Here is a 25,805-nt window from a genome sequence, read left to right as displayed (position 1 = left end):
GGTGATCGGCTTTGGAATTATTCCGATACTGCAGATGAAGCGTGGTGCGTTATGACCTCGGCGACATGTGATGCACATCCGAGAGCGTGCCCTTCCGTTTTCTAGGCGAAGGAAGGCTGTTCGGTTACGCTGAATTGGCCGGTCATCATTGGGGTGACGCGCGAGGGGCAGCCGTTGTCCGCATGTTGAGTATCCGCGAAGAAGAGATCAATGCCATCGAAGCTCATAGCTACCTTCGTTGGCCGCCAGCTGGTGCTGACGGGGCGGCGAACACAATTGTGACACGCCTCCTTCTCTTTGTGCGATCTGGGGGACGTCCCAGACAGCCCAAGCCCATTGCCGCGCAGCAGCACGAGCTAGGCCCACCGTTTCTGAAGATCGGTCGACGAGCATTGCACTGATTTTGCGCAGCTGCTGCGGCTCACTCAACAGCCCGGCACGACCGGCATCGAGCCTGGATGTGAGCCAAGCGTCGATCACCGGCGGCCTTCGGCAATTCGGATAAGGTGAGTTAGCGCTTGCGCCGCGGTTTCTCCTGAGGTGGGGCTCTGCTCAAAACGAGATCGGTTAGCCAGTCAACGGTGACATAACCTGACGCGTCCTGGTGCCGGTCCAGAAGGCCATCGAGCTCCTTGGCGATAGTTGCGGCGCCAGACCTAGCTATCGCCGTCTTCATATGTCCTGATTGACAGTAGCCGCGAAACTGCTCTGCCGTGATCGTCTGGCGCCATTCGAGCTTGTGGCGCTCTACCGCCACCCAATCGTGTCTCGAACGAAGTTCCGCTTCGAAATCAGCTCTCCCATAACCGCCCCAGAAATCAGAGTAGTGGTCTCGGCGAAATCCAGGAATGTGGCGCTCTTGAAGGCTGGCGAAATCATCGAGAAATGCGCTTTCCTCGTGCCGATGCTTGTTCTGTAAAACCAGCAATGTTCCGAAAGGCTTCAGCACCCGTGCGGCCTCTTGGTAGAACATAGGTCGATCGAACCAGTTAGCTGCCGTCGCTGCGGTCACGAGCTCACATGAATGATCTGTGAGAGGGAGCTTTTCAGCAAATCCGGCGAGGACGTCGAGGCCGCGAAATGTCGCCGATCGTTCCTTGGCAATGGTTGCCATATCGCAGTTTGGCTCAATACAGGTGAGGCGCTCAATGCTCGGAACTGACGCCATGAGCTGTCTGCTGAAAATCCCAGTCCCAGCGCCGATGTCTGTGGCTGACCGCAGTGGCGCAAGTGCCGACTGATAGTTCGTGAGGATATCAAAGACCGCGCGAGGATACCGTGGCCTGTACTCGTCGTAGTCCAGAGCGGCGCCGTTATAGAGCTGCCATGTCACCCGTTCATTCATGTCGATCCTCGAGCGGACAATTAGATAAACAAGAGCGGCGCTCCTCATGCGGATGGATGCCGAGCGGCGAGTAGTTTCGAATGTCCAACAGAGTGCAGGATGATTCCTTCAGGGCGACGAAGACCCGCAGGGTACCTTGAAAGAGGACGTTGCATCAAATCTGCGCTCAATCACGCGGTATAGCCTATCAAGCAGCGCCCAAGACGAGAGACTACAAATACCAGTAGGTGAAGAGCGAGAGGGGAGGTGTGTCCCCATCTCCGGTTGGCGCTGTGGTGCCGATAGCGACGCTCGGGATTGGTGGCGCGCTCTTTACTGAGGTTGGCGACCGCAGCAGCGTCTGCGGCGGGTAAAAGCATTGCGGCAGTTCTGGTTTGAAGAACCCGAAATGATTCGACCATGATGACATCAATGACCATGGCTAGGGGCCAATGGGAGGTCACCCCTGTTTCCATCATGTCTTCAAAAGACAGGAGTTCGCCACGACTGGTGCGCGGTATTCGTTCCAGTGGCGATCGCGCCGTAGATCTCGATGAGCTGCCGTGTGATCGCTCCGGGCTGACCAGTCCCTACCACCATGCGGTCGATCGAAATCACCGGAGTGATTTCGGCGCCGGTGCCGCAGTAGAACACCTCCTGGGCGAGGATAAGTTCCGTCCGATCGACATCACGCTCGACGGTCTCTACCTCGAGGTATTCACGTGCTAGCTGAATAACAGTCTGGCGTGTGATCGATTCCAATATATCGTTGGTTCCGCTTGGCGTTACCAACTGACCATCGCGAACCATGAAAATGCACATTGCTGGCGCTTCGGCCAGTTTTCCTCGTGAATTAAGGAGAAAAGCGATATCGTACCCATCGAGTTGGGCCTGCATCATAGCCAACCGTGCGTTATGATAGTTTGCGTTGCATTTGATGCGTGCGGGCATGACGTTGTCCGGCATGCGCATCCAAGAGCTGATCTGAGCAGAAGCGCCTTGGACTGATTGTCTGGTGGTCCCGCGCGGCAAGGCCGTAATGGCAGTCCCTACAGGTCCTTTTGCTACCAAGTCGCCAGGCCCATCAATGAAGGCCATCATCCGAATATGCACTGTCGTGCGAAATGCATTCGCACGGCAGAGGTGAATGAGTGCCTCGATCAGCTTATCGCTGGAGATCGGCTCATCGAACCTCATTGCCTTTTGCGAGAAGGCATATCGCTCGAGGTGCTCTGCAACACGAAACAGATACAATTGCTGGAAATGTTCGTTCCAGTAGCCGCGTATTCCTTCGAAAACACCGATGCCATACTTCGCCACCGGCGAGAATACATGCACCCTGGCGTCATCCCATGGGACAATTCGGCCGTTGAGATACGCAAATTCTGGCGCCAACATCTATGCTTACACCTATCCTGAGTTGCCGTGATCGCGAGTTAAGTCCGACTGACGAGTAAGTCCGCCAAAGCGCTCAGTCCACGTCGTAGGTCCTCGTGGGTTGTCGGAGCGATCAGCGATGCTCTGATATTGTGCTCGACGTTGACGCCAGGTGTCGCAAACACTCGTGGATGTCGCAGGCTTACGCCATTCAATCGAGCAGCTCGGATGAATGGCTCCGCTGTCCAGGGAGATGGCAAGTCGATCCAGACGTGCAAGGACGATTTGTTCGTGTGCATCACCCCTAGATGCCCAAGCATCTCCTGCGCAATGTCCTGCCTGGCCGCGATCTCCTTGGATATCTCTCCGACAATCTGACTTGCGGCACCACTTTCAATCAGGTAAGTTATAATTGCCGCGGATAACCCTGGTACAAACCAACTCGAGACGCTCGGTATTGGTCGAAGAAGATCGGCAAGGCTGTCGTCCGATGGCGCAATAAGATACGCAGTCCTCAATCCGATGCCCAAGCATTTTGAGACGCTCATCAGGTACCAGGTGAGATCGGGGGCGATCGAGGCCAGCGGAGGGGGCGCGTTCTTCGTTATAAGGCCATGTACGTCATCTTCGATGATGGGAAGAGCGTACTTGCGGGCCACTCGGACGAGGCTCTGTCTGCGTCGAAGCGACATCATTGAAGTCGTCGGATTGTGACCTGTCGGATTAATGTAAACGGCCGCCAGATTGTGAGCTTTGCATAATGCCTCAAGAGAATCGTCACACATGCCGTCTTCGTCTATGTCAACGGGCAGAACCCTAATCCGGCCGAGCATTGCGAGTTGGCCGATCGCTGCATATGTCAGCTTTTCCGCGGCGATGGCAGCTCCTTCGGCAGCTAGGCGCGAGAACAGGACCACTAGCGTGTTCTGAGTGCCACCTGTCACCAGTAAGCGCGTAGGAGTAGGGGGCGCGCCAAGCCGCTTGCTCAACCAATCTGCAGCGGCCTGTTTGTCACGTGCACTCCCGTGGAAGCGATGGCGTTGTATTGTGCTGGCAAGATCCGGTGCGCGCGCCGCCGCAAGGAGGCTTCTTTCGACATGTTCGCGGAAAGCTGGCACTTCAGGCGCCCATGTCCGCGTCATATCAATCGGCGCCGTCGTTTCAGCACCATACATTTGGAATCTCCTCGATTGACCGATACGGCACTACATCAAAGTTGTGGCTGTTGGCAGGACTCTGGCCGGCAGAGGATAGAAGCGAAGTCGGGGAAGGGACTTCGCATGATGCGGTTGATGGCAGAATCGACGGTTCCGCCTCTGCCACAAATGCCGCGTTTCCCGGTCAGCTGTAGTTGCTCCGGGACGAGCAGCAGGCCTTTAAGACTGATCAGAGCTCTCGGACGTAGTTGGGATTGGTTCGATGACCCCAGCCAGAGCCGCGCGCAGTGACCAGGCTCATCTGCAGACGTACGAGTCGCTGCAGTATAGTCGTTCTGCCGCACAGAATGGTCTATTATCGCGAGCCGCGAAAGAACAACTCGCCGATCAAAGCTGCACCCGGAGCGATTGAAACTCAGCACGATCTCCATGTGTGCGAAGCTCCGTAAGGTTAAGTGTTTGGCGATTGCCTGAAGAACCATTTCGTCTGCACTCCGCCCTTAGTACCGGCCGGCGTACAAGATGTCTAAATGGCACCTTTCGATCAACGTATGAGCTGGGGACAGGCGGTGAAGTAGAGAGCGCAATCGCTCGTCGAATTCATCTCTTCTCTGGGTTAGTACGCCTGGGCAGGCCTTTGATGTCGAATACATATATTGGACGAGTGAGTCGGACGTCCAAAACACCGTGTAAGGGATGTGGCTCCTTGTGATGCTCGAAAACGTCGATTGGCGCAGAACAGCTTCGTGGTCCACCCGCAATTCGCGGCGCTTATCGCCAGGTCCAGCGGGAAAATGGCCTCCCCACCAGGTGTGCACGAACTCCCAGACCCTGTTCCACCAATCATTCGGTACGGCTTCGTCCCGAACTCTTGTGATGATCGCCACCTTGCCGGACGATAGCAGGCGACGATCAAGCGTCTCCATAACGAGCGACCGGTCCATCCAATGAAAGGCACTGGCGATCGTGGCCCCTTGGTAGCCGGTCAAGCCCGAATCCATCTCCTCGGCGGTGCTTTCGATCAGCGAAATGTTGAGCAGGCCGCGTTCGGAGGAAAGTCGGTCGACCTCGCCCAGCATGCCGCGGTTTGGATCGACGCAGTCCACGTGTCCAACGCCCGGAGCAAGTCCAAGTCCGATCTGTCCGGTACCACATCCAAGATCAAGTACCCGACTTTCAGGTGTTAGAAAAAGATGCTCGCTAAGCGACTTGAATAGCTTGTGCGGATACTCCGGTTGATAGCGAGCATAGTAAAACGCGGCTCCCTCAAAGATGCTGCTTGCTAACACCCAGCTCTCCTTTCGGCTGCTTAACACGGCCAAACCGGCGTCTGACGTCTCTCGGGCAGCTAAGTTTGGGACGAACTTGCGCAGCTCTAGAGACTCCGCACTGATACCTCCTGGCGCCAGGCTGCTTTAACTTAGGCCTCGCAATCCCAGAGTCGATGAAGCGATGACGACGAATATTGAGATTGCGACGTACATCGTCACATTCGGCGCCGCGACGCGAATCGACGCGACGTGGAGTCCTGCGAGGAGGATGAAAGTGCTGAGCGTGAAGCTTGCGAAAAGATCAACTGGAACCAACGGTCGAGCCAGGAAAATGATGGCCATCACAGGTATGTCGTATGATAGTGGGAGCCCTAGAAAGCTGCCATCACGTAAGTGGCCGAAGTTGTCAAAGTAGCTCAGCCTAACTGCTCCTGCTGCGAGCAGGCTGGTCGCAGTGACTAGGGCGAAAACCGAGGCCCCGCTGAGCTGGATCAGGATTACCGCGGGCAAGACGGCTCCGTAGATCATGTCGGCAAACCCGTCGAGGCTCTTTCCCATCTTGGCAAAATCTGGACGGCGATGTTTCGTGCGAGCTGCCACTACTCCGTCGAGGTGGTCCGACAGGACCGCCCAAAGTGCTGTTGCTAGCGACAGTTCAAGGCGATTGGACACCGCAAGAAACAGACTGACGGATGATAAGATAAGGCCGCCAGTTGTAATGGCGTTCGCCGGATCCCAGAGGTATTTGAGCATCGAAGTTTCACCCATTGCGAGGCACGCCCCGATCTTGCACTGCCCTGAAAAGTCGCTCTGCGACTTGCAGATCTTCAGTCGTGTCAATTTCGTACCATTTGACATGGTCGCACCGCGTCGTGGCGAGCTGCAGGCCGCGCAGTTCAATAAGGTACGAAAGAAGTTCTTCGATGTAGGCCTCCGTCGCGCCGGACCCTATGATCTGGTCCAGCGCTGGAACAATCGTCGCCTTGAGGGTCGGCGCTGAAAGTCGCAATAGGTTCATCGTTTTGAAAAGCTGTGGGCCATTCGCGGCTAGATTTGCACCGGTTTGCCTCATACGGAACTGCGAGATCAGGCCGCTTTCGGTTAAGAGGACTGCCGAGCCTTCCATGGATTCGTCGAACGGAACGATTGCTGCCACGTCGGTCAGCCCGCTGTGCAGCAGATGTCGTAGCGCGCCTACCTCGAAGAACACATCGCCCTCGAGGAGAAGGCAATCTCCGGAAAGCAGCGCGTCACGCGCGAGCCAAAGCGAATAGGCGCTTCCGGTACGCTCGAAAGCCGACGATGCCACATAGTTGATCGCGAGCGAGCCAAAGCGATGCCCGCACGCGTATTGAATAGCCTGCTTGCGATAACCGACCACGAGCGTCACCTCTTCGACCCCGACGGCTTCCAGATTTCGGAGGGCGTTGTAGAGAATCGGCGTACCGTTGACTTCGACCAAGGGCTTCGGCCGGAGGTCCGTCAGGGGCCGAAGGCGAGAGCCGACGCCGGCGGCAAGAATGATTGCTTTCTTGACAGTCATTTGATCGCGGTAGCCGCCCAGATATAGGTGGTTGGCCAAAGGCGTAATCTGTTCGACATCTCTGGCAGTAGTTGGAGCAGCAAACGTAGGTATTGTTGGCCGAGCCGGCCGTGAATGACCCTAATGCTGCAGCTTGTTGGGATGGAGGTACCGCGCGTCGGCCTCGGCCAGTTCATCATAGCTGAACAGTTCAAAAATATCTTCGAGGGACGCGATCTCGGGCTCGATGGTTGCAACGTTCTCTTCAGCGAAGATGCGGCCGCAGACCCGACGCATTGCGGCGACGGCGGCGCGCATCGAGTGATTGGCCCAAATGACGGTCGAGATCTCGGCGCGACGATACTCGCAGGTCGGTGTCCGATAATATTTCGTTGGAACAATCACGACGGGCAACCTGTTCTGCCAAGCATCTGCGAACGAAAGGATTTCGTCTGCGGAGCTGCTTCGCGAGTGAATCAGGATCGCATCAGCTCCGGATTCACGGTATGCGTGAGCCCGTGCGATTGCTTCGTTCATTCCGTGTCCGGCGATTAGCGCTTCGATGCGGGCCACAAGGACGAGCTCGTTCGCAACCGTATCCTTCACGGCGCGCAAGCGTCCGCAGAATTCGTCAATGTCGGCGAGGGGGTGACGGTTGCCAACAAACGAGTTTAGCTTCGGGAAGCAGCTGTCTTCCAGCGCAATACCCGCTCCGCCGCGCACGCGCAGTTTACGAGCCAGCAGGCGAGCATTGTTGAAGTTCCCGAAACCGCCGTCGCCGTCAACCAGCACGGGCAATTCACTCGAATCGACGATGCGTTCAACCGCGTCAACAAGCTGGCTCCACGATGCTTCGTTGGCGTCACGATAGCCTAGAGAGCAGGCAATCGATAGACCGGACGCCCAAAGACCCTTGAAGCCTGCGCGCTCGGCGATCGCAGCCGAGAGGCCATCATGTGCTTCCATCAGGAAAGAGAGTTCGGCGCTGGAGCAGACCTCGCGGCGCAGCGTATCAGCACGGGAAGAACGAACTTCTTGATCGCTGCCGTCGGTGAGGAGAGAATTTGATTGATCTTGCATGCAGACTCCCGGCGCGCCGATCGGTCTGTGTTCGTTGCTCGCCAAGTGACAGTTTTCTAACGACTTGATCAATTGCTAGCATTGGTAGGTGACATTTCGCTACGGATGCAGGTCGGCAGTTAAGCTGGATTGCTCGGCTAAGGCCGATCCCAGTACTGGCCTACGGCATGGACGGGAGCGGCGGGTACGGCAAGCTTGCATTGGGCTAAGGTTCGTTTTTGACCAATGCCCGGTTCACTGTTTCGAGGATATCTGCTTGCGAAGATGACGCTGCGGCGCTCATGAGCTGCTGCAAAACTCCAGTTCAATTTCACGCGTGACCTCGATGATGCTTTCTGGATGGCCTCCATTCTTGAGCAGCGCATATTTCATGGCATGCGCGCGGTTGACAAAAAGGCCGCCAAAGAAGCCCCCTTGTTCAAGCGCGACCCAGTAGCCGGCCCGATTCCTGCCAACAAGAATGATCCGTGTGGCGGAGCTGCGCGAAGCGGACTCGAGGAGCGGGGTCATCCTGTCCCCTCGTGGAACGAGGGCTGAGGCTCATGTGACGAAATCCATAGCGGAGGCATGACGAACAGTCGCGCAATTGTCAGGCGACTTATAGAAATGGAGTGACATCAACTTCGTTGTCGCCAGGGCTCCGCACAAGCTATGCCGTTAGGCGCAAGCCACGCACCGAGCTCGCAATCAATACGCCGAATTCGAGCGACCGTCTCCTACCAGTGCTGGCCAGCGAGGATGTCCGGCCCAAGTAGGCTAGATCAAAACGGGCAGCATCTCGGATGTGTTCCGCAGACTGGCAATGTAGAAGAATGCGGGGATGAGACGGGCATTTGATGCACCGATCATGTTCACATGATGATCCCACCCAAATATGCGGTGTTGCAACTGATGGGGTACATCAAGGGCAAGAGCGGTATCCACTTGGCGCGGGATGGAGAGAGGAAGCGCAACTTCGCTCGGCAGCACTTCTGGGCGCGGGGATACTTCGTCTCGACCGTCGGTCGCGGTGATCAGGGAATAAATCGCTAAGCAGGAGGCCGGAGTAGATCGGGCTCGACCAAATGAACATGGGCGCCAAGGCTGCGTCCAAGCAGCCAACAAGATCGGGGGCGCGTCAGCGCCCACCAGGGCCGCTTTGAGTAGGTTCGAAGGACGTTTTGGCCTAACCCAAAGCGTAATGGTGATCATCTCGTCATCACCGCGTCGGCCGGCTTAGCTCATCGAGCGGCCCCAGGTTGGTAGCGAACGACCCTATGGGCATGCAAGTCGATTGGCCGGTCTTTGATCGCGCCCTCCTGCAAGGGTCCGTTCTCAAGATGCACGTCCCCCATTTTTGCATCATGCTGCCGAGAAGATCAGCCCTCGTGCTGAGCCTCCAGTAGGCCATCAGATCACCTGCTCCGCAAGCCGATGTATGTGCTTCATCTTCGCCCCAGATAAATAGCCTGAGCAGGTGATGCAGAAGGCAACTTGGAAGTTGTTAAATCGCCTGTTCTTCACTGAGGGTGCGCACTGATGAGAAGGCATAGGCGGCTGAGACGAGCTTGTAGCAACAGCATGCTTTCTCTTCGAGCAATTTGTGTTCATCGATCTGCAAGACGCCGCGCATCTTGCGAAGAAGTCCTTGCTGCTCGAAGCGGATCAAGGTTTCGGTCACCCCCGCGCGGCGAAGTCCCAGTACCGAGGAAAGGTAATCGTGGGTGACTGGCAGCATGCGGCCGTTAACAGCTTCACTTGCAAGGCAAAGCCAGCTCGCGAGGCGCTGTTCGCGATGGTGCCGAACCCCGCACAATGCGGCCTGAACGCACTGAAATGTCAGCGCTTGGACGTACTCGAACAGATGTTCTCTGATCTCGGGACGCGTTTTCATGATCCGACGAAGATCCTCGACGCGAATTCTGTGAGCACTTCCGGGGAAGACGACGACCGATTGATGCGCTGAAAGATGTCCTCCCCACAAAAAAGAAGTGCCAACAGCGCCACGATAGCCTATGACTGCCGTTTCGAGCATACTGCCTGCGGCAATAACTCTCAGCGAAACGAGGCCGCTCTCCATGAAGTAGACGTGCTCGACCGGCCTTTTTGGCTCTTGCAGAACCATGCGTTCTTTCAAGACGATCGGCTCGAGGCACTCCCCTATTGCCGCAAGCTGTTGGATTGAAAGACGCGCCAGGATTACGTTCCTCACAACAGGCCGCTTCGCAGGACCCGCCGGAAGAGAACGCTGATGCTCCGGCCGTGTGCCGGACAGCTGCTCGAGAGCTCCATCGTGAGAGCAGTCAAGCACTTGGAGAACGGCGGGCACGCGATCGGTCATAGTCCCTCTCCTGGCAAGAGGCCTTTCGCTAGCCTGCGCGCTGACCGTAACGAGAGCGTGATTACGACTATAGCAACATCTTCATCTTAATTGGTGCAACGAATAACTCATAGGCGCCCAAATCCCGCGTTGAGGGGCTTATCCTCGACGGTTTTCAACCAAGAGAATGAAGGCGTTTGCGCCGGGAGAGTGGAGCGGTCAGGTCAACACCTCGTTCGCGGGCAAGAGGCGCGCTCATCGGCATCGGAGCAATCAATCGCCTGAGGGAAGCTCAACCGGAACAGCGAATCCGACCTTTACGCGATCCAATATAACCATGCTCTTGAAGCCTTTGATGTCGCGATTTTCGTAGAAGAAGCGTCGCGTGAACTCCTCGTACTCCTCCATGGACCGCGCCGTAATGTACACGACGAAGTCGGCATCGCCCGTAACGTAAAAGCCGTTGACGACGTCGATTGATGATCTCATGGCCTTTTTGAACCTATCGATGATCTCGGCGCTTTCCCGCTCTAAGGTCACCAGCGCAAGCACTTGAATAGGTCGTCCGACCGCTCTTGGCGATACAACCGACACGTCGGCCTGGATGATGCCCTCCGAGCGGAGCCTCTTCAACCGTCGTTGGCACGCGGTAGGAGAAAGCCCAGCCATCTCACCAATCACATCTGAAGTCAGACGGTTATTCTTCTGCACGATCTCGAGAATGCGGGCATCTATCCGGTCGTACTGCACAATCACCTCCAACCTTAGACGAATTTCGCCGCGAGATGACCACTCCGCGCAGGAAATCCTCGAGGATGAAAATACGAGGAAATCTTCCGTGACAAAGGCCAAATTTGAGTGGGTGTTGGTCGCATAGCACTATCAAAGTGAGGATGAGGAGCCTTGTCGCCGGCATTCTGCGGCTAACCGGGAGCGAAGCCCCAAAGCCGAACTCTCGGATGAGATCGCGATTTTCGTTTTCGACAAAGATGTGAACCAAAGCGAAGCGGAAACGCAATCGAGCCCTGCCGCCTGATAGATTCATGTGGAAACGGCAACTTGATTGAGGTTAGCGAGCTACCCGCCCGCTGACGAGCGCGCGGCTGCCGCCGTTTTGCTGCTGAGAGGCGAACCTTCGCGTCGACTTCGTCCCGCCAGCTCGATAACAGCCGCGAGAGCTTTCGCGAGCGGCGTTCCTGTTAGCCGTTGGCGTAACCTCGGTCGCTGGAAGATTGCCGCTGCTCAGCTTTTCCTCCTTTAGTGTCTGCAGTTTTGGAAAGATCCATAATGCTTGCGGTGCATGTTGTCCTCTGCCCCGCAGCTCGTTCTTCGTTGGTCGCCCGCCCGAACTCGGGTGTCTCGTCGCCCAACCCCCCGGATCTGGCTCAACTCAAAAAATAGCGTGCGTTCCCCGTGCGCCTTGCTCCAAGCTGGATTTGGTCTAATGGCGCTGGCGCCATTCAACAGCGCCGATCGGACGGCCGGCCCCTGCCACTGGTTCCGACTGGTGCAGGCCACGTCGCCAGGCTCGCGCTGCCGGCCGCGGACCATCCTGGCTACTATCGAGGTTATTCGAATTCAACGCTGTGGCCAGCATTGCGCTCCCTGCCGGACCGGATGTCGGGTTCGGAAGAGGATTATGATAGCTATCGAAGGATCAACGACTTCGTCGCGCGCGCGGCTTTCGACGTGAGACATCGGGACGCATTCTGGGTGCATGATTATCATTTGCTTCCGCTTGGGGCCGATCTGCATGATCTTGGGATTGAGCGGCCAACCGGCTTTTTCCTGCATACGCCATGGCCGCGCCCGACATGATAGAGTGCGTACCCAAGCATCGCGAACTGATGAAGTCGATGCTGGAGTACGATCTGCTCGGTTTTCAGACGAACCGGGATCTGAACAATTTCCTGGCCTGCCTCCGAACCCATTTTGGGCTGGCGAGCAAGGATGGCGTCGTGGCAACGGAGCGTGGCCAGACGCGACTTCAACGATTCCCCATCGGTATCGATCCCAAGCAGTTCGCAGATTATCTTGCGGCAGACCTCTCGCCCGCCGAACAAGAAAAGATCTCGTTGTTATTGAAAAACTTCGAGGGGTCCAAGTTTGCGATCGGCGTAGACCGCCTCCACTACACGAAGGGTATCGACAAGCGGGCCGAAGCGTTCAACCACCTTTTAGCGGCCGAGCCGGGCAGCATCTCGCTGTTACAGATCGCGCCGTCGTCTCGCGCTGACGTCGAGGAGTATCAGAAGTACAAGGAGGACGTAGAGAATGCGATCAACCACGTCAATGCCGAGCATGGCACAGACGGGTGGAGGCCGATCCACTACACCAATGACTCGTTCAGCCAGGCTGCGCTCGCGCGCCTTTACCGCGCGGCACATGTAAGTGTCGTCACGCCGCTGCGGGACGGCATGAATCTGGTAGCAAAAGAATATGTTGCTGCCCAAGATCCGAAGAATCCCGGCGTTCTGATACTATCGAAGTTTGCCGGGGCGGCTGAAGACTTCAATGAGGACGAGGCGCTGCTGGTCGACCCAAACCACCCCGAAGAGATCGCAGACGCTATTTCGAAAGCGGCCAACATGCCGCTTGAGGAGCGTGTCAAGCGCTGGGGATCGATGATGGATAAGATTGAATCCTATACCATCCACGACTGGCCGGCGGACTACCTCCGCGAGTTGGACAAAAGCCGCGTAACCGTTCCGGCGGATCAGTTCCACCATCTCGGTCTCGGCTGGACCAACGAGGCTCACATGCCCCTGTATCATAATTATACCGCGGCGCTGACCGCCTACAATGACATCGATCCCGCAGCTGCCGCCTTAAAGGAGGCTGCCTATGCAGACGTGAAGTCGGCTTTTGAGGCTTTAGCGGTCCCGCTGAAGCATACACAGGACAGACTCTGGGATCTGCCCGTGCCGACAGCTTCACGCGATGGTACTCGCGGACCAGAGCTCGGTGCTCGCGAGGAATGACCCGGCGAAAAGCATAACAGGGTGGATGACAGGCTTCTGTAGCAGGACAGAAGGGCGATCCATGTCTTCTGCGGTGACGCGGCTCTTGCGGGGGCGCAGGCCCGCGTGATGGCCAGAAACGTTAACGAGCTGCGTCACGACATGATGCGAGTCGTCCATGACCAGAATGGGAGCACCATTTGATGCTGCTATCTATAGACGGCGCTGATGCGACTGGTGGCGGCGCCAGCCGGCGCGCTGCTGGATCGCTCCGCCCCGGAAATCTGCGCTTGCCTCTAGGGGCCGCAACAGCACCGTTACGGGACAGTTCGTACTGAGGGTTGCAGTAGCATCGAGCTGGCCCGGATGATCCGGCAGCGGCGGGCATGCCTGATCGAAAATCTCGCCCTTGATTCCATCTGTGAATGCGACTTCTATGAGGACCACGCTCATGCGTCGGTCCCTCTTCGGGTGGATCAGGATCTAGCTCCCTCAAGCGCTGCTGATGCCCAGCTTCATGCAAGGCCCGCGGTGCGCGGCGCTCTCGCGATCTTGTCCCACGAAAGAACCTGATCGTATGCTTGTACCTGCTGTAGTTTGTTGGCTATCTCAAGACGTATTGCAACGTAGACGGTTTCGCGTCGCTTTCTACTCTCCATGTCTCGAGCACAATCTTCTATGCAATCAGTCAAGAAACGACCTATCGCGTGACTTCGCGCGGTTCGCAAGAAAGAAAGTTCCTCCAACTCGCAATGCTTTCGGCTGACCGGTCGGAAATCGGCCATGCATACCAACCTTAGGATGATGTCGATCTGGCCGCTAGTTAATGCGCTGGTCTTTGTCGGTGATGATGCCCGCCGAGAAGTCCGCCCGGTGACGCCAGCGAAGAGGACCTCAGCTGAGGAGGTAAGCAGCATCGCTGCGTCTCCGGTCTTCGCCCACTGGAGATGGAAAATGCTGGCGCCCTCTGACAGGGGCCCGCCGACACGCTGCGATGTCCGCTTGGCAACCAGTGTCCGCAACCGGACATGGTCGTGCGACCCCGAACGGCTGAAACTTGCGACTCTTTAGCCGGCACGCAGCTTGCACTGAGCAGCCCGCGACATAGCGCAAGCGGCGCTATGTCATACGCTTGCACGCTTTCGGCCGCGTCTGCTTGACGCGCCAGGGCCAGCCAGCGTGGCCCTCGATCTTATTTCGAGAAAGTCCATGAACACGCCACCACTCTTCTCCGCGGTATTGCCTTCGATTACCAGCGCCACGTCCACGGCGCTTTCACTGGAGCGAACTGATGCGGCGGTGGCTGACGACCCATTCCTTTGGCTCGAGGAGTTGGAAGGGCCAGCCGCGTTGGCTTGGGCTCGCGCCGAGAACGAGAAGACGCTCGGCGTGCTTCAGTCAGATTCTCGCTATCGGCGCTTCTACGAACAGGGGCTCTCCATCCTTCAGTCCAAGGAACGGATCGCATATGTTTCACTGAAACGGCGCGGCTTGGAGAATTTCTGGCAGGACGAGAACCAGGTGCGTGGCGTCTGGCGGTGCACCACGCTCGAGAGCTATCATAGCCAAGACCCACAATGGGAGACCATCCTCGATGTGGACGCCTTGGCGGTCGCCGAGAACAGGAATTGGATCTTTCGAGGGAGTAGCTGCCTTCCGCCTGAAGAGCGCCGCCGCCTGATTAGTCTTTCCGATGGCGGCAAGGATGCCGTGTCCGTACGAGAGTTCGACTGCGTCACCAAGACCTTCGTTGCGGACGGCTTTCATCTCCCAGAGGACAAGCAGCACGTCGGCTGGGTCGATGGTGACACACTCCTTGTTGCACGGGACTGGGGTGAGGGGACTTTGACGCAAGCCGGCTACCCCTTTGTGGTGAAGGAGCTCAAACGCGCTCAGCCGCTCAGTGAGGCTCGCGAGATCTTTCGTGGCGAGCCTACCGACGTTGGAGTGTCCCCCTTGGTGCTTCGTGACAGCGAGGGTCATATTCATGCGACCGGCGCGATCCGCGCAATCAGCTCTTTCGAGTCCGAGTATGTGGTCTTCCGGCCCGATGGGCCCGCCAAGCTCAATCTGCCGAAGAAGGCCGCTTTGATCGGTCTAGCGGGTGGTCGCCTGGTTGTAAGGCTTGATGCAGATTGGACGCCGCCAGGCGGTATCAGCTTCGCCGCCGGATCGCTGATTTCGTATGACCTGGCCGAATGGAAACAGGATCCCCTGCGCGCTAGAGCCTCGCTCGTCTTCCAACCTGGGCCCCGCCAGGCCCTGAGCGGGTTAGGCGCCACAAAGAATTTGTTGATCATGACGATCCTTGAGAACGTTCAGAGCAAAGCGTTCGTCTATAAGTACGATCAGGGAGCTTGGTCGACGACGCCCATCCCGCTGCCGGAACATGCAAATGTCAGCCTGTTAGCCGCGTCCGATCAAGCGGACCAGGCCATGTTCGCTGTCTCGAGCTATCTCAGACCAACCTCAGTCTGGTATTTTGATGCCGAACGCAAAAGCCTGGAGGAATTGAAGACGACACCCTCTGCCTTCGATGCGTCGAACCATGTCGTGGAGCAGCTCGAAGCCACTTCACGTGATGGCACGTCAATTCCCTATTTTCTGGTGCGGCCCAAAAACGCAAGGTTTGACGGTGCGATCCCGACACTTCTCTATGGCTATGGCGGGTTCCAGGTTTCTCTTTTGCCCTCTTATCTGGGACCGTTGGGGCGGCTATGGCTCGAACAAGGCAATGCCTATGCCGTTGCGAACCTGCGCGGGGGCGGCGAGTTTGGTCCACAATGGCATCAAGCGGCCCAGGCGGCAATGAAGCAGACAACATGGGATGATTTCATTGCCGTTGCCGAGGACCTGATCCGCCGGAAGATCACAAGTCCGCGCCGGCTAGGCGCGATTGGCGGCAGCCAGGGCGGCCTGCTCGTTGGCGCCGCAATCACCCAACGTCCCGAGCTCTTCCACGCGGCGATCATCCAGGTGCCGCTGTTGGACATGCTTCGATACACCAAACTGGGCGCGGGCGCCTCCTGGATCGGCGAGTACGGTGACCCCGCCATTGCCGAGCAGCGTGCGTGGATCGAAGGCTACTCGCCTTACCAGAAGCTGGTGGCGGACAAGACCTATCCCGCTCCCTTAATTCTTACCTCCACCAAGGACGACCGCGTGCATCCAGCGCACGGCCGCAAAGCTGCCGCGAAGCTCGCTGCGCTGCCCCAGCCTTACTTCTACTACGAGAACATCGACGGGGGACACAGCGCCGCGGCCAATCTCATGGAATATGCGCGTCATCTGGCCCTTGAATACACCTATGCATCGATGCGGCTTTGTTCTGAGTAAATCGGCGCACGGGCTGATCGCAGCCGATAACGTTGCTCAGACTCGATGAAGCTCGTCAGATGCGCCAATTACCGGTCTGAACAGGCTCCACCGCCGGCGAGCGGATTTCCTTGCGTCCCAAGCACAACATGGCGAGCTGGAAGTAAGTTGCCAGATGGGCTTCCTTGAGGATTGTCTCGCCAGGCCCCTGTTCGTCCGACATCGCCGGATAATAACCAAACGCGAACAGCTAAAGCGCAGCTCTGGGAGTGTCTCCGTGGTTGAGAAAGCATGTCACGTAGCTCATGCAGGCATGGCGCAGATTGACCAATCTTGTTCCAGGCTGCGCGAAGGAGTTCACGGCCGCCCTGTTGTTCAACGACGCTTCCCATTCGCTCCAGCTCGGCTCCGGATGAGCGCGGCGTATTCGACGTCTGCAACTCTTCTGTAAGCCGCTAGGGCGCTACAAGTGAAGCAAAGGTCAAAACGTCATCCGGGTCGGAAGCCTTGAAGCGAGGTATCGTCGACGTCACGGCGCATTCTGTCGTTTGCACAACGCGGCGGCAGCTAGAGCCACGCGACAAAAAAGAGCACGTGACTAGCACAGCGTCTCTTGCCGCAGGTCTTGATGGCCGGGAGACTCTTCGCTAGATCACAACGGTTCACTATGGAGATGCCGCCGTGACAATGGGTATTGTGAAGTGGTTCAATTCGAAGAAAGGGTATGGGTTCATCAGGCCTGAGGACGGTAGCTCCGATGTCTTCGTACACATCAGTGCCGTCGAAAAGGCCGGTTACACCACCCTCGAAGAGGGAGCACGGGTAAGTTATCAGCTCAAGGCCGGGCGTTCAGGCAAGATGTCAGCTGAGGATCTCCGGGTTGGCTGATCCAATTCGCCTCAGGAAGCAGCTCTCTGCAACGCGTGTTCTCGCACCTGTCCGGCGATGCCTTGTCAGGGCGCGTGAGCGTCTGGCCTTTCGATTGTCTCTTCCCCAGCCATGAGGCTGTCTGGCAAACCGCATGACAGCCTTGATCTCCCGACGCCGTCGACCAATCACTACGGTCAGAGTTATATGACTTGCGAGCCCGATCGCAGTGTGGGCGTGGCAACATATTCCTGCGAGCGGCCCACGAACGGCACGAGCCGTACGCTCGTGACCAACGCGCCGGGAAGTGGCACGCCAGCCGGGCTGGTGCTCCCCCGGTCCAGGCGTGATGCATATAGCTCAGGAAGGTGCTCGCACAACCGCGTTCGTCCGCTAGGACGATACTGCCCGGCTACGCTGAGGCTGCAGGTCTATTCTGCTATGCTGATGCCGTAAGCTTTCGAGGCCAAGTGTAAACGAACAAGCATTGGCTGATGCGCGCGGCGAGGTCAAATTCCAGGACGTCGGCGCTTGGGATGAGCCAATATAGTTGACGTTAAAGCAGGCCCCCCTTAGTTGTTTCATACGAGGCGGAACGCGCACGGCTTCGATCGAAAGCCATAGCACGCCGCGGAAATGTCGCACATGCGCAAGCGGTCCTTATTTGGGCGATAGCTCGATGGTTGACCGATATCATCTCCGACATCCTGCGGTCGCGGCTTCTGCAGGTGCTCCACTACGCATGAAGGCAACAGCCAGCCCGATGCCGATGAGACCAATCAGGAGCGATGCCGCAGCCAGAGACGCGACGCCGCTGGTCTCAACAAGGATGCCGCCGAGAAAAGCGCCAATTGCGATCCCCGCGAACGTGGTCGAGCTGTTCATTGCCAGCACCAGCTTCGAACGATCTCCGGCCAGACCGAGAAGCCGGTGCTGGATCGGGACGAGATACATATAGCTCGCGTTACCCCAAAAGAAGGCGATGAGTACGGTGAGGGCTCCATGCTGTCTGAACGCAACCAAACCTACGAGCAGGATGAGTTGTGCGCTCACAACCGCGATGAGAACTTTATACGGGCCAAAACGGTCTGTCAGAACGCCACACGCAGCGTTTCCCGTCACTGCTCCAAAACCGTAGGCAAAGAGCGCGGCTGAAAGCAGCGGCACCCCGGCAAGCAGAGAACCGATAATGAAGACGCTCACATAGGAGTAAACGGTGAACTCGGAAACGACGATGAATAGCGTCACTGAAAGCATACCGTAGACGCTCTTTGAGAGGCCTTGCGAGATCGGGCCGTTTCCGCGCTCCGGCGCCTTGACAGCTATTCCGGACATCATCGGGGCGAAGATTACCAATGCGAGAAGCCCGGCAATGACCACGAAACCGAATGAGAAGCGCCAGCCGATAGCATCTGCGATCCAGCTTGTGGCTGGAGCGCCCGCAACCTGTGAAACAGTCATGCCGCCAAAGATGAGAGACAACGCGAACTCTTTGCGGGCTGGCGGCAGGAGCTCCGCGGCCAGCGCGGTAGCCGTCGGGGTGAACATCGCCGCGCCGTAGGCCGCAATGACGCGACCTGCAGCAAGGGTAAGGAAGTTCGGAGCGATCGCGCAGATCAGGTTACCGATGATGAAGATCGAAACAGACAGAATCTGAACATTGTGGCCGCTCATCGCCTTGAACATCCAGGCATTCAGCGGCGCGAAGACCGCATAGCAGAGCGCGTAAATGGAGATGATCGAACCCGCCGCGCCGGTTGAAATCGCAAGATCGCGAGAGATTACATCGAGCACTCCAATGATGACAAACGTGTCCCGGCCAATAGCGAACGCAGCGGTGGTCAGAGCAGCAATGACGAGTTTCGTTCGCGCGTCGGGAGGAGATGAGGTCATGACGGTGCTCGTTCATGTTGTTGTGATCTGTTCAAGGCAGCACATCATGCAACTCAGGATGGGGCTGGCGATGATCGTACCCGAGTAGCGGTGTCGTGGGCCGTATAGCAGGCACTTCGTCCACCTCGCCGATTTCTTGCACGATCTCCAGCTTCTCGGGTGTTCGACCGTCGATATGCTGGAAGCAACCCCCCATCATACACGCCTTCAAGGAGGTTTTTCTCGACAACCGGCTTTGTTGTTTCGAAATTCATCCGAGTCCACGCTTTTGGGTCGATATATTCACCGTCGACTTGAGACCACCGCGGAATTTCGCGATCACGAGATAGACATTCAGGTGACGCGCTACACAAGGACATAGCTGCCTCCGTGTTCTGCGGCCTCGACCGTGGCAATCACGGAATCGTCGAGCGAGTATGATTTCGCATACCTTGAGTCCTTGGAACGTAAGATACTTTAAGATCGCATGAGCCTGACAGCGTCTCGCTGAGCGTGTAGATGCGCACGATCAGGAGACAGGCTTATCATCTAGTATTGTTGCTTCGAGCTCGCAGGCGTCGCCCATCATTGGCGCATACAGATCTTCCGTGAACCGCCTGCGCAAGCCACGACCCACTGCAATCGCGGGGCAACGTGCCTTACCTCTGCAACGCGATCGGGTTGCATCATGTGCGCGCGGCGGTGGCTGATCGAGCCTTACGCGGACAACCGGCAGCAGCGGAGGGGCGGTCCGTGAGGTGTCGTCTGCAGGGTCCGAGATGATGGTGTGCACCGGAGTGATTCGATCGGGCGCAGGATACCGAAACGATCGCCCGCAGTTTCGGACAGTGTGAGGCCTGATCGTTCGGGCATCTCTCCGGCTGGGACCAGCTTGGAGACCCGGATGCCGACGCGGAGGGGGGCATGCGCCGGGTGCGCGATTGTGAGTTTTGGCCATGAGGCTTGGCTCTCGACGCGGGTTGTTGGCTAGGATGTCCGGGTAGGGCCACGACGGCGGACACCGATTGTCAGCTTTCAGAGCCAATGTCGGGAAGCTGCCACGGCGATGCGGCACGATGCGCCGGAAGCCCTCTGTTTGTCCGCGGCATGCTGCTTGCACGTATCAAGCTGCGGGCGGCGCGTCACAGCGCGTGCACGGTCATAACATGAATTCGGCTGCGTTCGCCCAGTCGCAATAAGTTTGCGGGCTGACCTGCGTGCCTGGTCCGAGGATAAACCAGAATGAAAAAATCGCTTCGGCGCGCCGCGCTGCTCTCGATAATATGTCTTACGGTCGCGCTGCTCCACGGGCAGTCTGGTGCGACGCCGGCGGACGATGCGTTCCTCTGGCTCGAGGAGGGCGAGGGGCCGCGCACATTGGCCTGGGCACAGGCCGAGAAGGAAAGGACGCTGGGCGCGCCGCAGTCGGATTCTCGCTCCGATCGCTCTTACCGGGACGCGCTGACGATCGGCCAGGCAAAACGCCGGATTCCGTCCGTTTCTCTGGAACGGCAAGGTCTCGAATCTTTTTGGCAAGACGAGAGCCATGTGCATCCCATCTGGGGGCGCACCACGCTTGAGAGCTACGGCGGCCAGAATCCCCGATGGGAGACCATCCTAGAGATGGACGTGCTCGCTCTCGCCGAGAACAAAAGCTGGGTCTACAAGGGTCACAGCTGCCTTGCGCTGCGCTGCCGCGTCAAACGCTCTTACGGTGGCAAGGACGCCCTGTCCATCCGCGAGTTCGACAGCGAACCCAGAAGCTTTGTGGCAAATGGTTTGGAGCTGCCCGAGGGCAAGCAGAGCGTCGGCCGGCTAGGCCGCGACACTGTCCTTGCTGAAGGTGATTGGGGCGAGGGGACCACGACCGACTCCGGCTACCCTTTCGTGTTGAAGGAACTCAAGCGCGCTCAGCCGTTCGATCAGGCGCGCGAGGTCTTCCGCGGCCAGCGCACCGACTTGGGAATCGTGCCATTGCTATTTGGTGAACGGCGGATCGCCGTGACCTGGGTCGTCTGTTGGACCAACGGCTCCGAGCGGCAGTATGCGCTTTTCGAGCCCGCTGGGCCGATCCAGCTCGATTCCCCGAAGAAGGCGCTGATCGTCGGCGTCGCGAGTGGCCGGCTGCTTGTGAAAGTGAACGAAGACTGGATCCGCTACGATACCAGTGTCAAAGCCGGCTCCATGATCTCGTATGATTTGGTCGAATGGAAGCAGGATCCGCTGCGGGCAAAACCACCTGTCGTTTTCCAGACCAACTGTCGGCAGGCAGTCCTTCGATTTGGCGGCCCCAGGAATTTCCCTCCGCTGCTGACCTGTCAAAGCAAGGCATTCGCCTGTAAATATTTGACATGCCACGCCCGTCCCGTTGCCGCGAACTGCTTCGCAAGCTTGTCACCGTTCTCGAGCAAGCGGACGAGATGATGTTTGCTGTTTCTGACTATCTCGCGCAAACGCCGCTTTGGTACTTTGATGTCGAAACAAAGGGCTCGAGCTCTTGAAGACAACGCCCGCGTTCGGCGCGGCGAAGCATGTCGTGAAGCAGCTCAAGGCGACTTCGCATTCCGTACTTTCTGGTGCGGCCCAGGAGCGCAAGGTTGACGGCTCGGCCCCGACGCCTCTCTATGATTACGGAGGGGCTTAGCGAAGTGGAGATCTCAAAGTGCAGCGGACGATTGGGCTGATCGGCGGGATGAGCTGGGAAAGCACAGCTATCTATTACAAGGAAATCAATGAAATCGTCCGTCAGCGCCACGGCGGTCTCGCTTCGGCAGACATCTTGCTGCGCTCGGTTGACTTCGACTATATCGTGACTCTTCAGAACCTGGGAGATTGGACGCAAGCCGCTGCTTATTTAGCGAGGATAGCCCGGCAGTTGGTCGACGCGGGCGCCAACTGCATCCTGATCTGCACCAACACGATGCATGTGATTGCCGACATTGTTGCTGTCGAGCTGAGTGTCCCGCTCATCCACGTCGTCGATGTGACCGCTGCGGCTCTTCTCGCCGCTTCCTTCAAGCGACCGCTGTTGCTTGGGACCCGCTATACGATGGAGCAGCCGTTCTATCGTGATCGCCTGCGGCAGCGCTTTGGCCTTTCACCTGTCATACCGGCAGAGGACGAGCGGAGCCGGATCAACGATGTCATCTTCGATGAGCTCTGCCTCGGCACCGTTTCTGATTTGTCGCGCAAGGAAGTTGTCGACATCATCGCGCGCGGTCGTACACGAGGCGCCGACGCCGTTATCCTCGGCTGCACGGAGATTGGCCTTCTCATCGGCCCGGATCATTCAGAATTACCGGTTTTCGATTCGGCGAGGCTGCACGCCAGGGCGGCAGCTGATTTCGCTGAGGGTAAGCTGTCGGTTGGTGTCGTCTCCAGAAGCGCGCAGCGATGATCGCCTCGCCGATCGGCACTTAATCTCGTCCTCGGTGGTGATGCCGTCCTCGGCCTTAGCCGGCGTCCCAACGCCGCTGTACCGGGCCATGTCGGGCAGCGCGGTAGCGCAGGAAGGGCAATTGTCAACTTGTCGCAAGATCAAGCGAGCATCCGGCTCCGAGGAGTGAACTCGTTGTAGCGAGATTCGGCCTAGCCTCGACGTGCTTAGCGCGAAGGCGCGATCAATGGCTCAAGGCTCAGGCTGAAGCATCGCTCGTGCTTGCGACGGGAGGTCTGTCCGCCAAAAGCTGCAAGCGCAGTACAAGGAGGGCTGTGTAGATGGCCTTGCCGGTCGATAGGCCGATCCACATACGGGGCGGCTTCCCGATTTCGTCGGACCCGTTCGCTACGACCTCGACGAGGTCTGCCGCCGCCATGGCGCATGTCTCGAGGAGGCTGCCTTGTATTGTCGGCTGCGCAAAGCCACCCAATTTGGTGTCAGACCGCAACATCGGGATTGCGTTCCTGGATCACTTGGCTCTTGGTCATATTCTCCATTGATCTGGAACTGCTTGGCTCGAAGCATCCGGCCTTTCACACGGACGGGAAGTGCGGCTGGCAATCATGGGCACGCCCGGATCACCTAGCGCCTCATGTTTTCACGCGTTTTCTCGCCGCAGCGAGATCGTCCCCTATATCGCCCATCCGCTGCCAGTTCGTGAGCCCACAAGATCGCCGAGATCGTTGTGGGGTCGGCAGCGCCGCTCGACACAGAGCGGACGCTAAGGACCATGCTCCGCCCGACGGGACTAGCGCGGATTTCCCGCCGGTCGTCCTCGATCTCCTTTTCAATGAACCCAGTTGCTCGGGAGCAGAATTCCCGATCGGTAACTTTCTGAACCGCTTAGCCTCGGCTTGAGGTAAATGTTCCCGCTCGGTAACTTGAAGTCTCCTCAACTTCGACATTTGCCGGTCATTGGCCGGTTAAAAGAGCGCGTCCGGGCCGCGTGAAGCAGGCGATGCAGGACGAACCAAGTCGACTTCTGCGTGATGCCCAAGTCCTTGGCGAGCTTCAGTCCTTGGCGAGCTTCGTGGAAGCGATGCCCTTGGGGTGGTTCGTAATCAGCCAGATCGCGCCGAACCAAATGCGCAGTGGGAGCTTGGTGTCTTCGAAGATCGTTCCGACCGTCACCGAGAAATTCCGGCGGCATGCGGCGCAGCGGTGCATGTTCTTGCGGCTCAGGGTGTAGGCCTTGGCGCTGGAGCAGTAGCGGCAGACCGGGCCATTCGGCCAACGGAGCGCCTTGACGTGATCGATTGCGGTCTGGGGGGTCTGAAACGCAATCATCAAATCCGCCAAGTCTTAAACTGCGTCATCATGACCTATCTCCCTGATAGGCTAACGATCTCAAACTTCAAATTGGTGTCAACACGTATATTATTCCCCTTACGTCGGTGGCAAGGCGATCAACCGCCATAAGCGTCGTAGCGGCACGCAGGGTGGACCGTAAGGACAAGGCGCCCGTTCATCGGTGCGGTTGAGCGCGAGGGCGAAGTCGCCGCCAAGGTGCTGCCGGTTGCCAATCAGGCGACCATGCATGAGTTCGTCAAAGAGACGGTGGCGCCGGAGGCCAAGATGCTGGCGACCGATGCTCACCCGGTCTACCAGCACCTTGAGGGCCATCCGTCGTACCAGATCGTCAACCATCAGGCGGGCGAGTACAAGGGCGATGCGCACAATGATTCGATCGAGTCAGTTTGGGCGCTCCTCAAGGGCCAGATTGTGGGGACCCATCACTGGGTCAGTGCGAAGCATCTGCAGCAGTACGTGCAGGAAATGACTTGGCGACTGAATCGGCGTAGCATGAGCCCCGCCGAGTGCATGCACGCCCTATTCGACTGCGTTGTCGGTCCGCTGCCGTACAAAGTGCTGCTCGCCGTAAGAAGATTAAGAGCACACCGCCAGAGCCGCCGCTTGGCCTCGACATGCCCTTTGACGAAGCGCTCAAGCGCTTCATCGGAACTGACCCGAGGGAGGTTGAGGCTGGCGTTGTGCGAGCCAAAAAGAAAAAGCCGCCGGGCAGGAAGCAGAAGGCCCAGCCCGACGCCGATGTTAGTCAAGAGAACGTTGTTTCCTTACGCCAGAGGCGGATTAGAAAACGGAATTATGGCCGCTGATCTGCGGCCACGCGCGCCAGTGGCCGTGCACCGTCTGAATCTTTCCATTTCTGATCGATTGTAGGTTTCTACCCAAACTCGTTCCTTCGGGATTGAGTGAGGGCTCTGAGGCGACTTTCGCATGATGAATTCCTTTCTTGCATGCGATTGTTGAAGGTGACGCAGACGCGCACGCGCGCTGTCGCGGCCGGCGCGGAAGGACCGGCCGCGCTGTCGCGGCCTCGAACTGATTTTGAGGACTTCGGGAGGCCGCCCTTTCGCGGCTCCTACCCCGGGCAATAAAAAACCCGGCGCAGAGGCCGGGCTCCTAATTGGCAAAACGCACGCGGCGTTAAGTGAGAGGGAATGAAGAAAGAGGGATCAGCACCAGCGTCCCTATTCTCCTAATAGAGAGGGAATTGTGCGCCGCCGGCGAACACCTGGCGAAATTGCGGGATCAGCGCCGTCACCAGGCTCCCGCTCAGGCCGTGCCTGAGTGGTGGAAGCCGAAGGACAGTTGCAGGTCGGAATCGCGAAGGCTGAGCTTTGGCGTCAATCCCTTGAGGTACGAACCGACCTCAATGATTTGGCCGTTCTGCCATCGCAAGTGCGCCCTGACATAGATGTCCTTCGGCGCTTTCCCATGGTTGTGCATGGGTCTGCCTCCTCTTTGTTGGGCGGTGAACAACCGCCACACGCTTGGGAACGCACAAGCGGCCGTAAGTCAAAGGGAGTTGCCGGTGACGGCGCTGAACTTTCACCTCCAAGACGGGATTTGGACCCGTTCGGGCACAATTCTTCCCAACAGGGCAATGATCCATTTCCTTTAGTGAGCAAGCGAACTTGCTGCCGAGCAGACCAGAGCTAGGAATCCCGCAATAGCGGGGCCCTGGATGTACGTAATCTGCTCAGTCTAGGCACGGACGTTCGACCGTGGCGTGCCCTACACCTGTTTTGAACTGAACACGCAGTACACCGTTCGTGGACAGAGCTTTTTCTGTCCCGTCCGCCAAGCCCGAGCCGCGTAGTTCTGGCTACAAGGGGTGACTTCGCGGGCCTGTCCCGCGCATCGGTTCGGTCAACGCAAAAACTCCGGGTGGCCGGAGGGGTGTTACAAGGGTGACTGCACGCAGGGCGCAATAATAGCCTTCGTGAACAGACCATTTTCTGCTCAGTCCGCCATCTCGTTCCTCATGCGGCAAGGCCGCCGGTACTAGCAGAGGCTA

At 57.9% G+C, this 25,805-nt stretch carries 21 protein-coding genes and 2 pseudogenes; 8 read left to right on the top strand and 15 right to left on the bottom strand.

Annotation, left to right across the window (positions count from 1 at the left end; genetic code table 11):
- Positions 1-511 precede the first annotated feature (511 nt).
- The 8 genes from I6F31_RS05045 to I6F31_RS05010 all read right to left on the bottom strand — a co-directional run bounded on the left by I6F31_RS05045 (position 512) and on the right by I6F31_RS05010 (position 8,241).
- Positions 512-1,345, bottom strand: coding sequence for a class I SAM-dependent methyltransferase (locus I6F31_RS05045; RefSeq protein ID WP_225184898.1), 834 nt, complete (start codon positions 1,343-1,345; stop codon positions 512-514).
- Between the two features lie 462 nt (positions 1,346-1,807).
- The gene (gene ilvE, locus I6F31_RS05040) at positions 1,808-2,722 is read right to left on the bottom strand and encodes a branched-chain-amino-acid transaminase (protein ID WP_225184897.1); all 915 of its coding nucleotides are present in this window, start codon (positions 2,720-2,722) and stop codon (positions 1,808-1,810) included.
- A 38-nt stretch (positions 2,723-2,760) separates the two neighbouring features.
- A complete protein-coding gene (locus I6F31_RS05035; RefSeq protein WP_225184896.1) occupies positions 2,761-3,876 on the bottom strand; it encodes a PLP-dependent aminotransferase family protein in 1,116 nt (371 codons plus the stop codon).
- Positions 3,877-4,358: 482 nt separating this feature from the next.
- Positions 4,359-5,147, bottom strand: coding sequence for a class I SAM-dependent methyltransferase (locus I6F31_RS05030; RefSeq protein ID WP_225184895.1), 789 nt, complete (start codon positions 5,145-5,147; stop codon positions 4,359-4,361).
- Positions 5,148-5,273: 126 nt separating this feature from the next.
- Positions 5,274-5,882, bottom strand: a complete 609-nt coding sequence (locus I6F31_RS05025) for a CDP-alcohol phosphatidyltransferase family protein (RefSeq protein ID WP_225184894.1) — start codon at positions 5,880-5,882, stop codon at positions 5,274-5,276.
- A 7-nt stretch (positions 5,883-5,889) separates the two neighbouring features.
- Complete coding sequence (locus tag I6F31_RS05020; RefSeq protein WP_225184893.1) at positions 5,890-6,672, bottom strand: phosphocholine cytidylyltransferase family protein; 783 nt, start codon at positions 6,670-6,672, stop codon at positions 5,890-5,892.
- Between the two features lie 120 nt (positions 6,673-6,792).
- Positions 6,793-7,731, bottom strand: a complete 939-nt coding sequence (aepX, locus tag I6F31_RS05015) for a phosphoenolpyruvate mutase (protein WP_225184892.1) — start codon at positions 7,729-7,731, stop codon at positions 6,793-6,795.
- Positions 7,732-8,010: 279 nt separating this feature from the next.
- Entirely contained in the window at positions 8,011-8,241 is a 231-nt protein-coding gene (locus I6F31_RS05010; protein ID WP_225184891.1) for a hypothetical protein, read from the bottom strand.
- 333 nt (positions 8,242-8,574) lie between these two features.
- On the opposite strand from I6F31_RS05010, the pseudogene tnpA reads away from it, so the two are divergent.
- Positions 8,575-8,763, top strand: a pseudogene (gene tnpA, locus I6F31_RS05005) (IS200/IS605 family transposase); the annotation flags it as partial.
- A 451-nt stretch (positions 8,764-9,214) separates the two neighbouring features.
- On the opposite strand, the gene I6F31_RS05000 reads toward tnpA, so the two are convergent.
- Complete coding sequence (locus I6F31_RS05000) at positions 9,215-10,051, bottom strand: Crp/Fnr family transcriptional regulator (protein ID WP_225184890.1); 837 nt, start codon at positions 10,049-10,051, stop codon at positions 9,215-9,217.
- A 252-nt stretch (positions 10,052-10,303) separates the two neighbouring features.
- Positions 10,304-10,780 carry an Lrp/AsnC family transcriptional regulator gene (locus I6F31_RS04995; RefSeq protein ID WP_225184889.1) on the bottom strand — a complete coding sequence of 159 codons (477 nt, stop codon included), beginning with the start codon at positions 10,778-10,780 and terminating at the stop codon, positions 10,304-10,306.
- Positions 10,781-11,443: 663 nt separating this feature from the next.
- Between I6F31_RS04995 and I6F31_RS36460 the strand changes: the two genes are divergently transcribed.
- Both I6F31_RS36460 and I6F31_RS04990 read left to right on the top strand, forming a co-directional pair.
- Positions 11,444-11,848 carry a trehalose-6-phosphate synthase gene (locus I6F31_RS36460; protein WP_346656461.1) on the top strand — a complete coding sequence of 135 codons (405 nt, stop codon included), beginning with the start codon at positions 11,444-11,446 and terminating at the stop codon, positions 11,846-11,848.
- Entirely contained in the window at positions 11,830-13,011 is a 1,182-nt protein-coding gene (locus tag I6F31_RS04990; RefSeq protein WP_276573187.1) for a trehalose-6-phosphate synthase, read from the top strand. Before I6F31_RS36460 ends, I6F31_RS04990 begins: the two co-directional genes overlap by 19 nt.
- Positions 13,012-13,203: 192 nt before the next feature.
- Here I6F31_RS04990 and I6F31_RS04985 read toward each other — a convergent pair whose 3' ends face one another.
- Complete coding sequence (locus I6F31_RS04985; RefSeq protein ID WP_225184888.1) at positions 13,204-13,443, bottom strand: hypothetical protein; 240 nt, start codon at positions 13,441-13,443, stop codon at positions 13,204-13,206.
- 756 nt (positions 13,444-14,199) lie between these two features.
- Here I6F31_RS04985 and I6F31_RS04980 point away from each other — a divergent pair.
- The gene (locus tag I6F31_RS04980) at positions 14,200-16,326 is read left to right on the top strand and encodes a prolyl oligopeptidase family serine peptidase (protein ID WP_225184887.1); all 2,127 of its coding nucleotides are present in this window, start codon (positions 14,200-14,202) and stop codon (positions 16,324-16,326) included.
- 55 nt (positions 16,327-16,381) lie between these two features.
- Here the strand turns inward: I6F31_RS04980 and I6F31_RS04975 are convergent, their stop codons facing one another.
- A complete protein-coding gene (locus tag I6F31_RS04975; RefSeq protein WP_225184886.1) occupies positions 16,382-16,528 on the bottom strand; it encodes a hypothetical protein in 147 nt (48 codons plus the stop codon).
- 458 nt (positions 16,529-16,986) lie between these two features.
- On the opposite strand from I6F31_RS04975, the gene I6F31_RS04970 reads away from it, so the two are divergent.
- Positions 16,987-17,193 (top strand): cold-shock protein, encoded by a 207-nt coding sequence (locus I6F31_RS04970; RefSeq protein WP_271593229.1) that lies wholly within the window; start codon positions 16,987-16,989, stop codon positions 17,191-17,193.
- Positions 17,194-17,865: 672 nt separating this feature from the next.
- Here I6F31_RS04970 and I6F31_RS04965 read toward each other — a convergent pair.
- Positions 17,866-19,065, bottom strand: a complete 1,200-nt coding sequence (locus tag I6F31_RS04965) for an MFS transporter (RefSeq protein WP_225184885.1) — start codon at positions 19,063-19,065, stop codon at positions 17,866-17,868.
- A gap of 1,221 nt (positions 19,066-20,286) precedes the next feature.
- Here I6F31_RS04965 and I6F31_RS04960 point away from each other — a divergent pair.
- Together I6F31_RS04960 and I6F31_RS04955 are read left to right on the top strand one after the other, a co-directional pair.
- On the top strand, positions 20,287-21,468 hold the full coding sequence (locus tag I6F31_RS04960; protein WP_225184884.1) for a hypothetical protein: 1,182 nt from the start codon (positions 20,287-20,289) through the stop codon (positions 21,466-21,468).
- A gap of 238 nt (positions 21,469-21,706) precedes the next feature.
- Positions 21,707-22,441 carry an aspartate/glutamate racemase family protein gene (locus I6F31_RS04955; RefSeq protein WP_225184883.1) on the top strand — a complete coding sequence of 245 codons (735 nt, stop codon included), beginning with the start codon at positions 21,707-21,709 and terminating at the stop codon, positions 22,439-22,441.
- 1,053 nt (positions 22,442-23,494) lie between these two features.
- On the opposite strand, the gene I6F31_RS04950 is transcribed toward I6F31_RS04955, so the two are convergent.
- The gene (locus I6F31_RS04950) at positions 23,495-23,770 is read right to left on the bottom strand and encodes a transposase (RefSeq protein ID WP_225184882.1); all 276 of its coding nucleotides are present in this window, start codon (positions 23,768-23,770) and stop codon (positions 23,495-23,497) included.
- 171 nt (positions 23,771-23,941) lie between these two features.
- Here I6F31_RS04950 and I6F31_RS04945 point away from each other — a divergent pair.
- Positions 23,942-24,664 (top strand): annotated as a pseudogene (locus I6F31_RS04945) (IS1595 family transposase); the annotation flags it as partial.
- Between the two features lie 396 nt (positions 24,665-25,060).
- On the opposite strand, the gene I6F31_RS04940 reads toward I6F31_RS04945, so the two are convergent.
- Positions 25,061-25,234: a hypothetical protein gene (locus I6F31_RS04940; RefSeq protein WP_225184881.1), complete on the bottom strand. Its 174-nt coding sequence runs from the start codon at positions 25,232-25,234 to the stop codon at positions 25,061-25,063.
- Positions 25,235-25,805: the final 571 nt, after the last annotated feature.

It is taken from the genome of Bradyrhizobium sp. NBAIM01, assembly GCF_020194115.1.
Lineage (GTDB): Bacteria > Pseudomonadota > Alphaproteobacteria > Rhizobiales > Xanthobacteraceae > Bradyrhizobium > Bradyrhizobium yuanmingense.
Note: the sequence above shows the minus strand (reverse complement) of the source record. Positions and strands in the feature narration are given on the sequence as shown.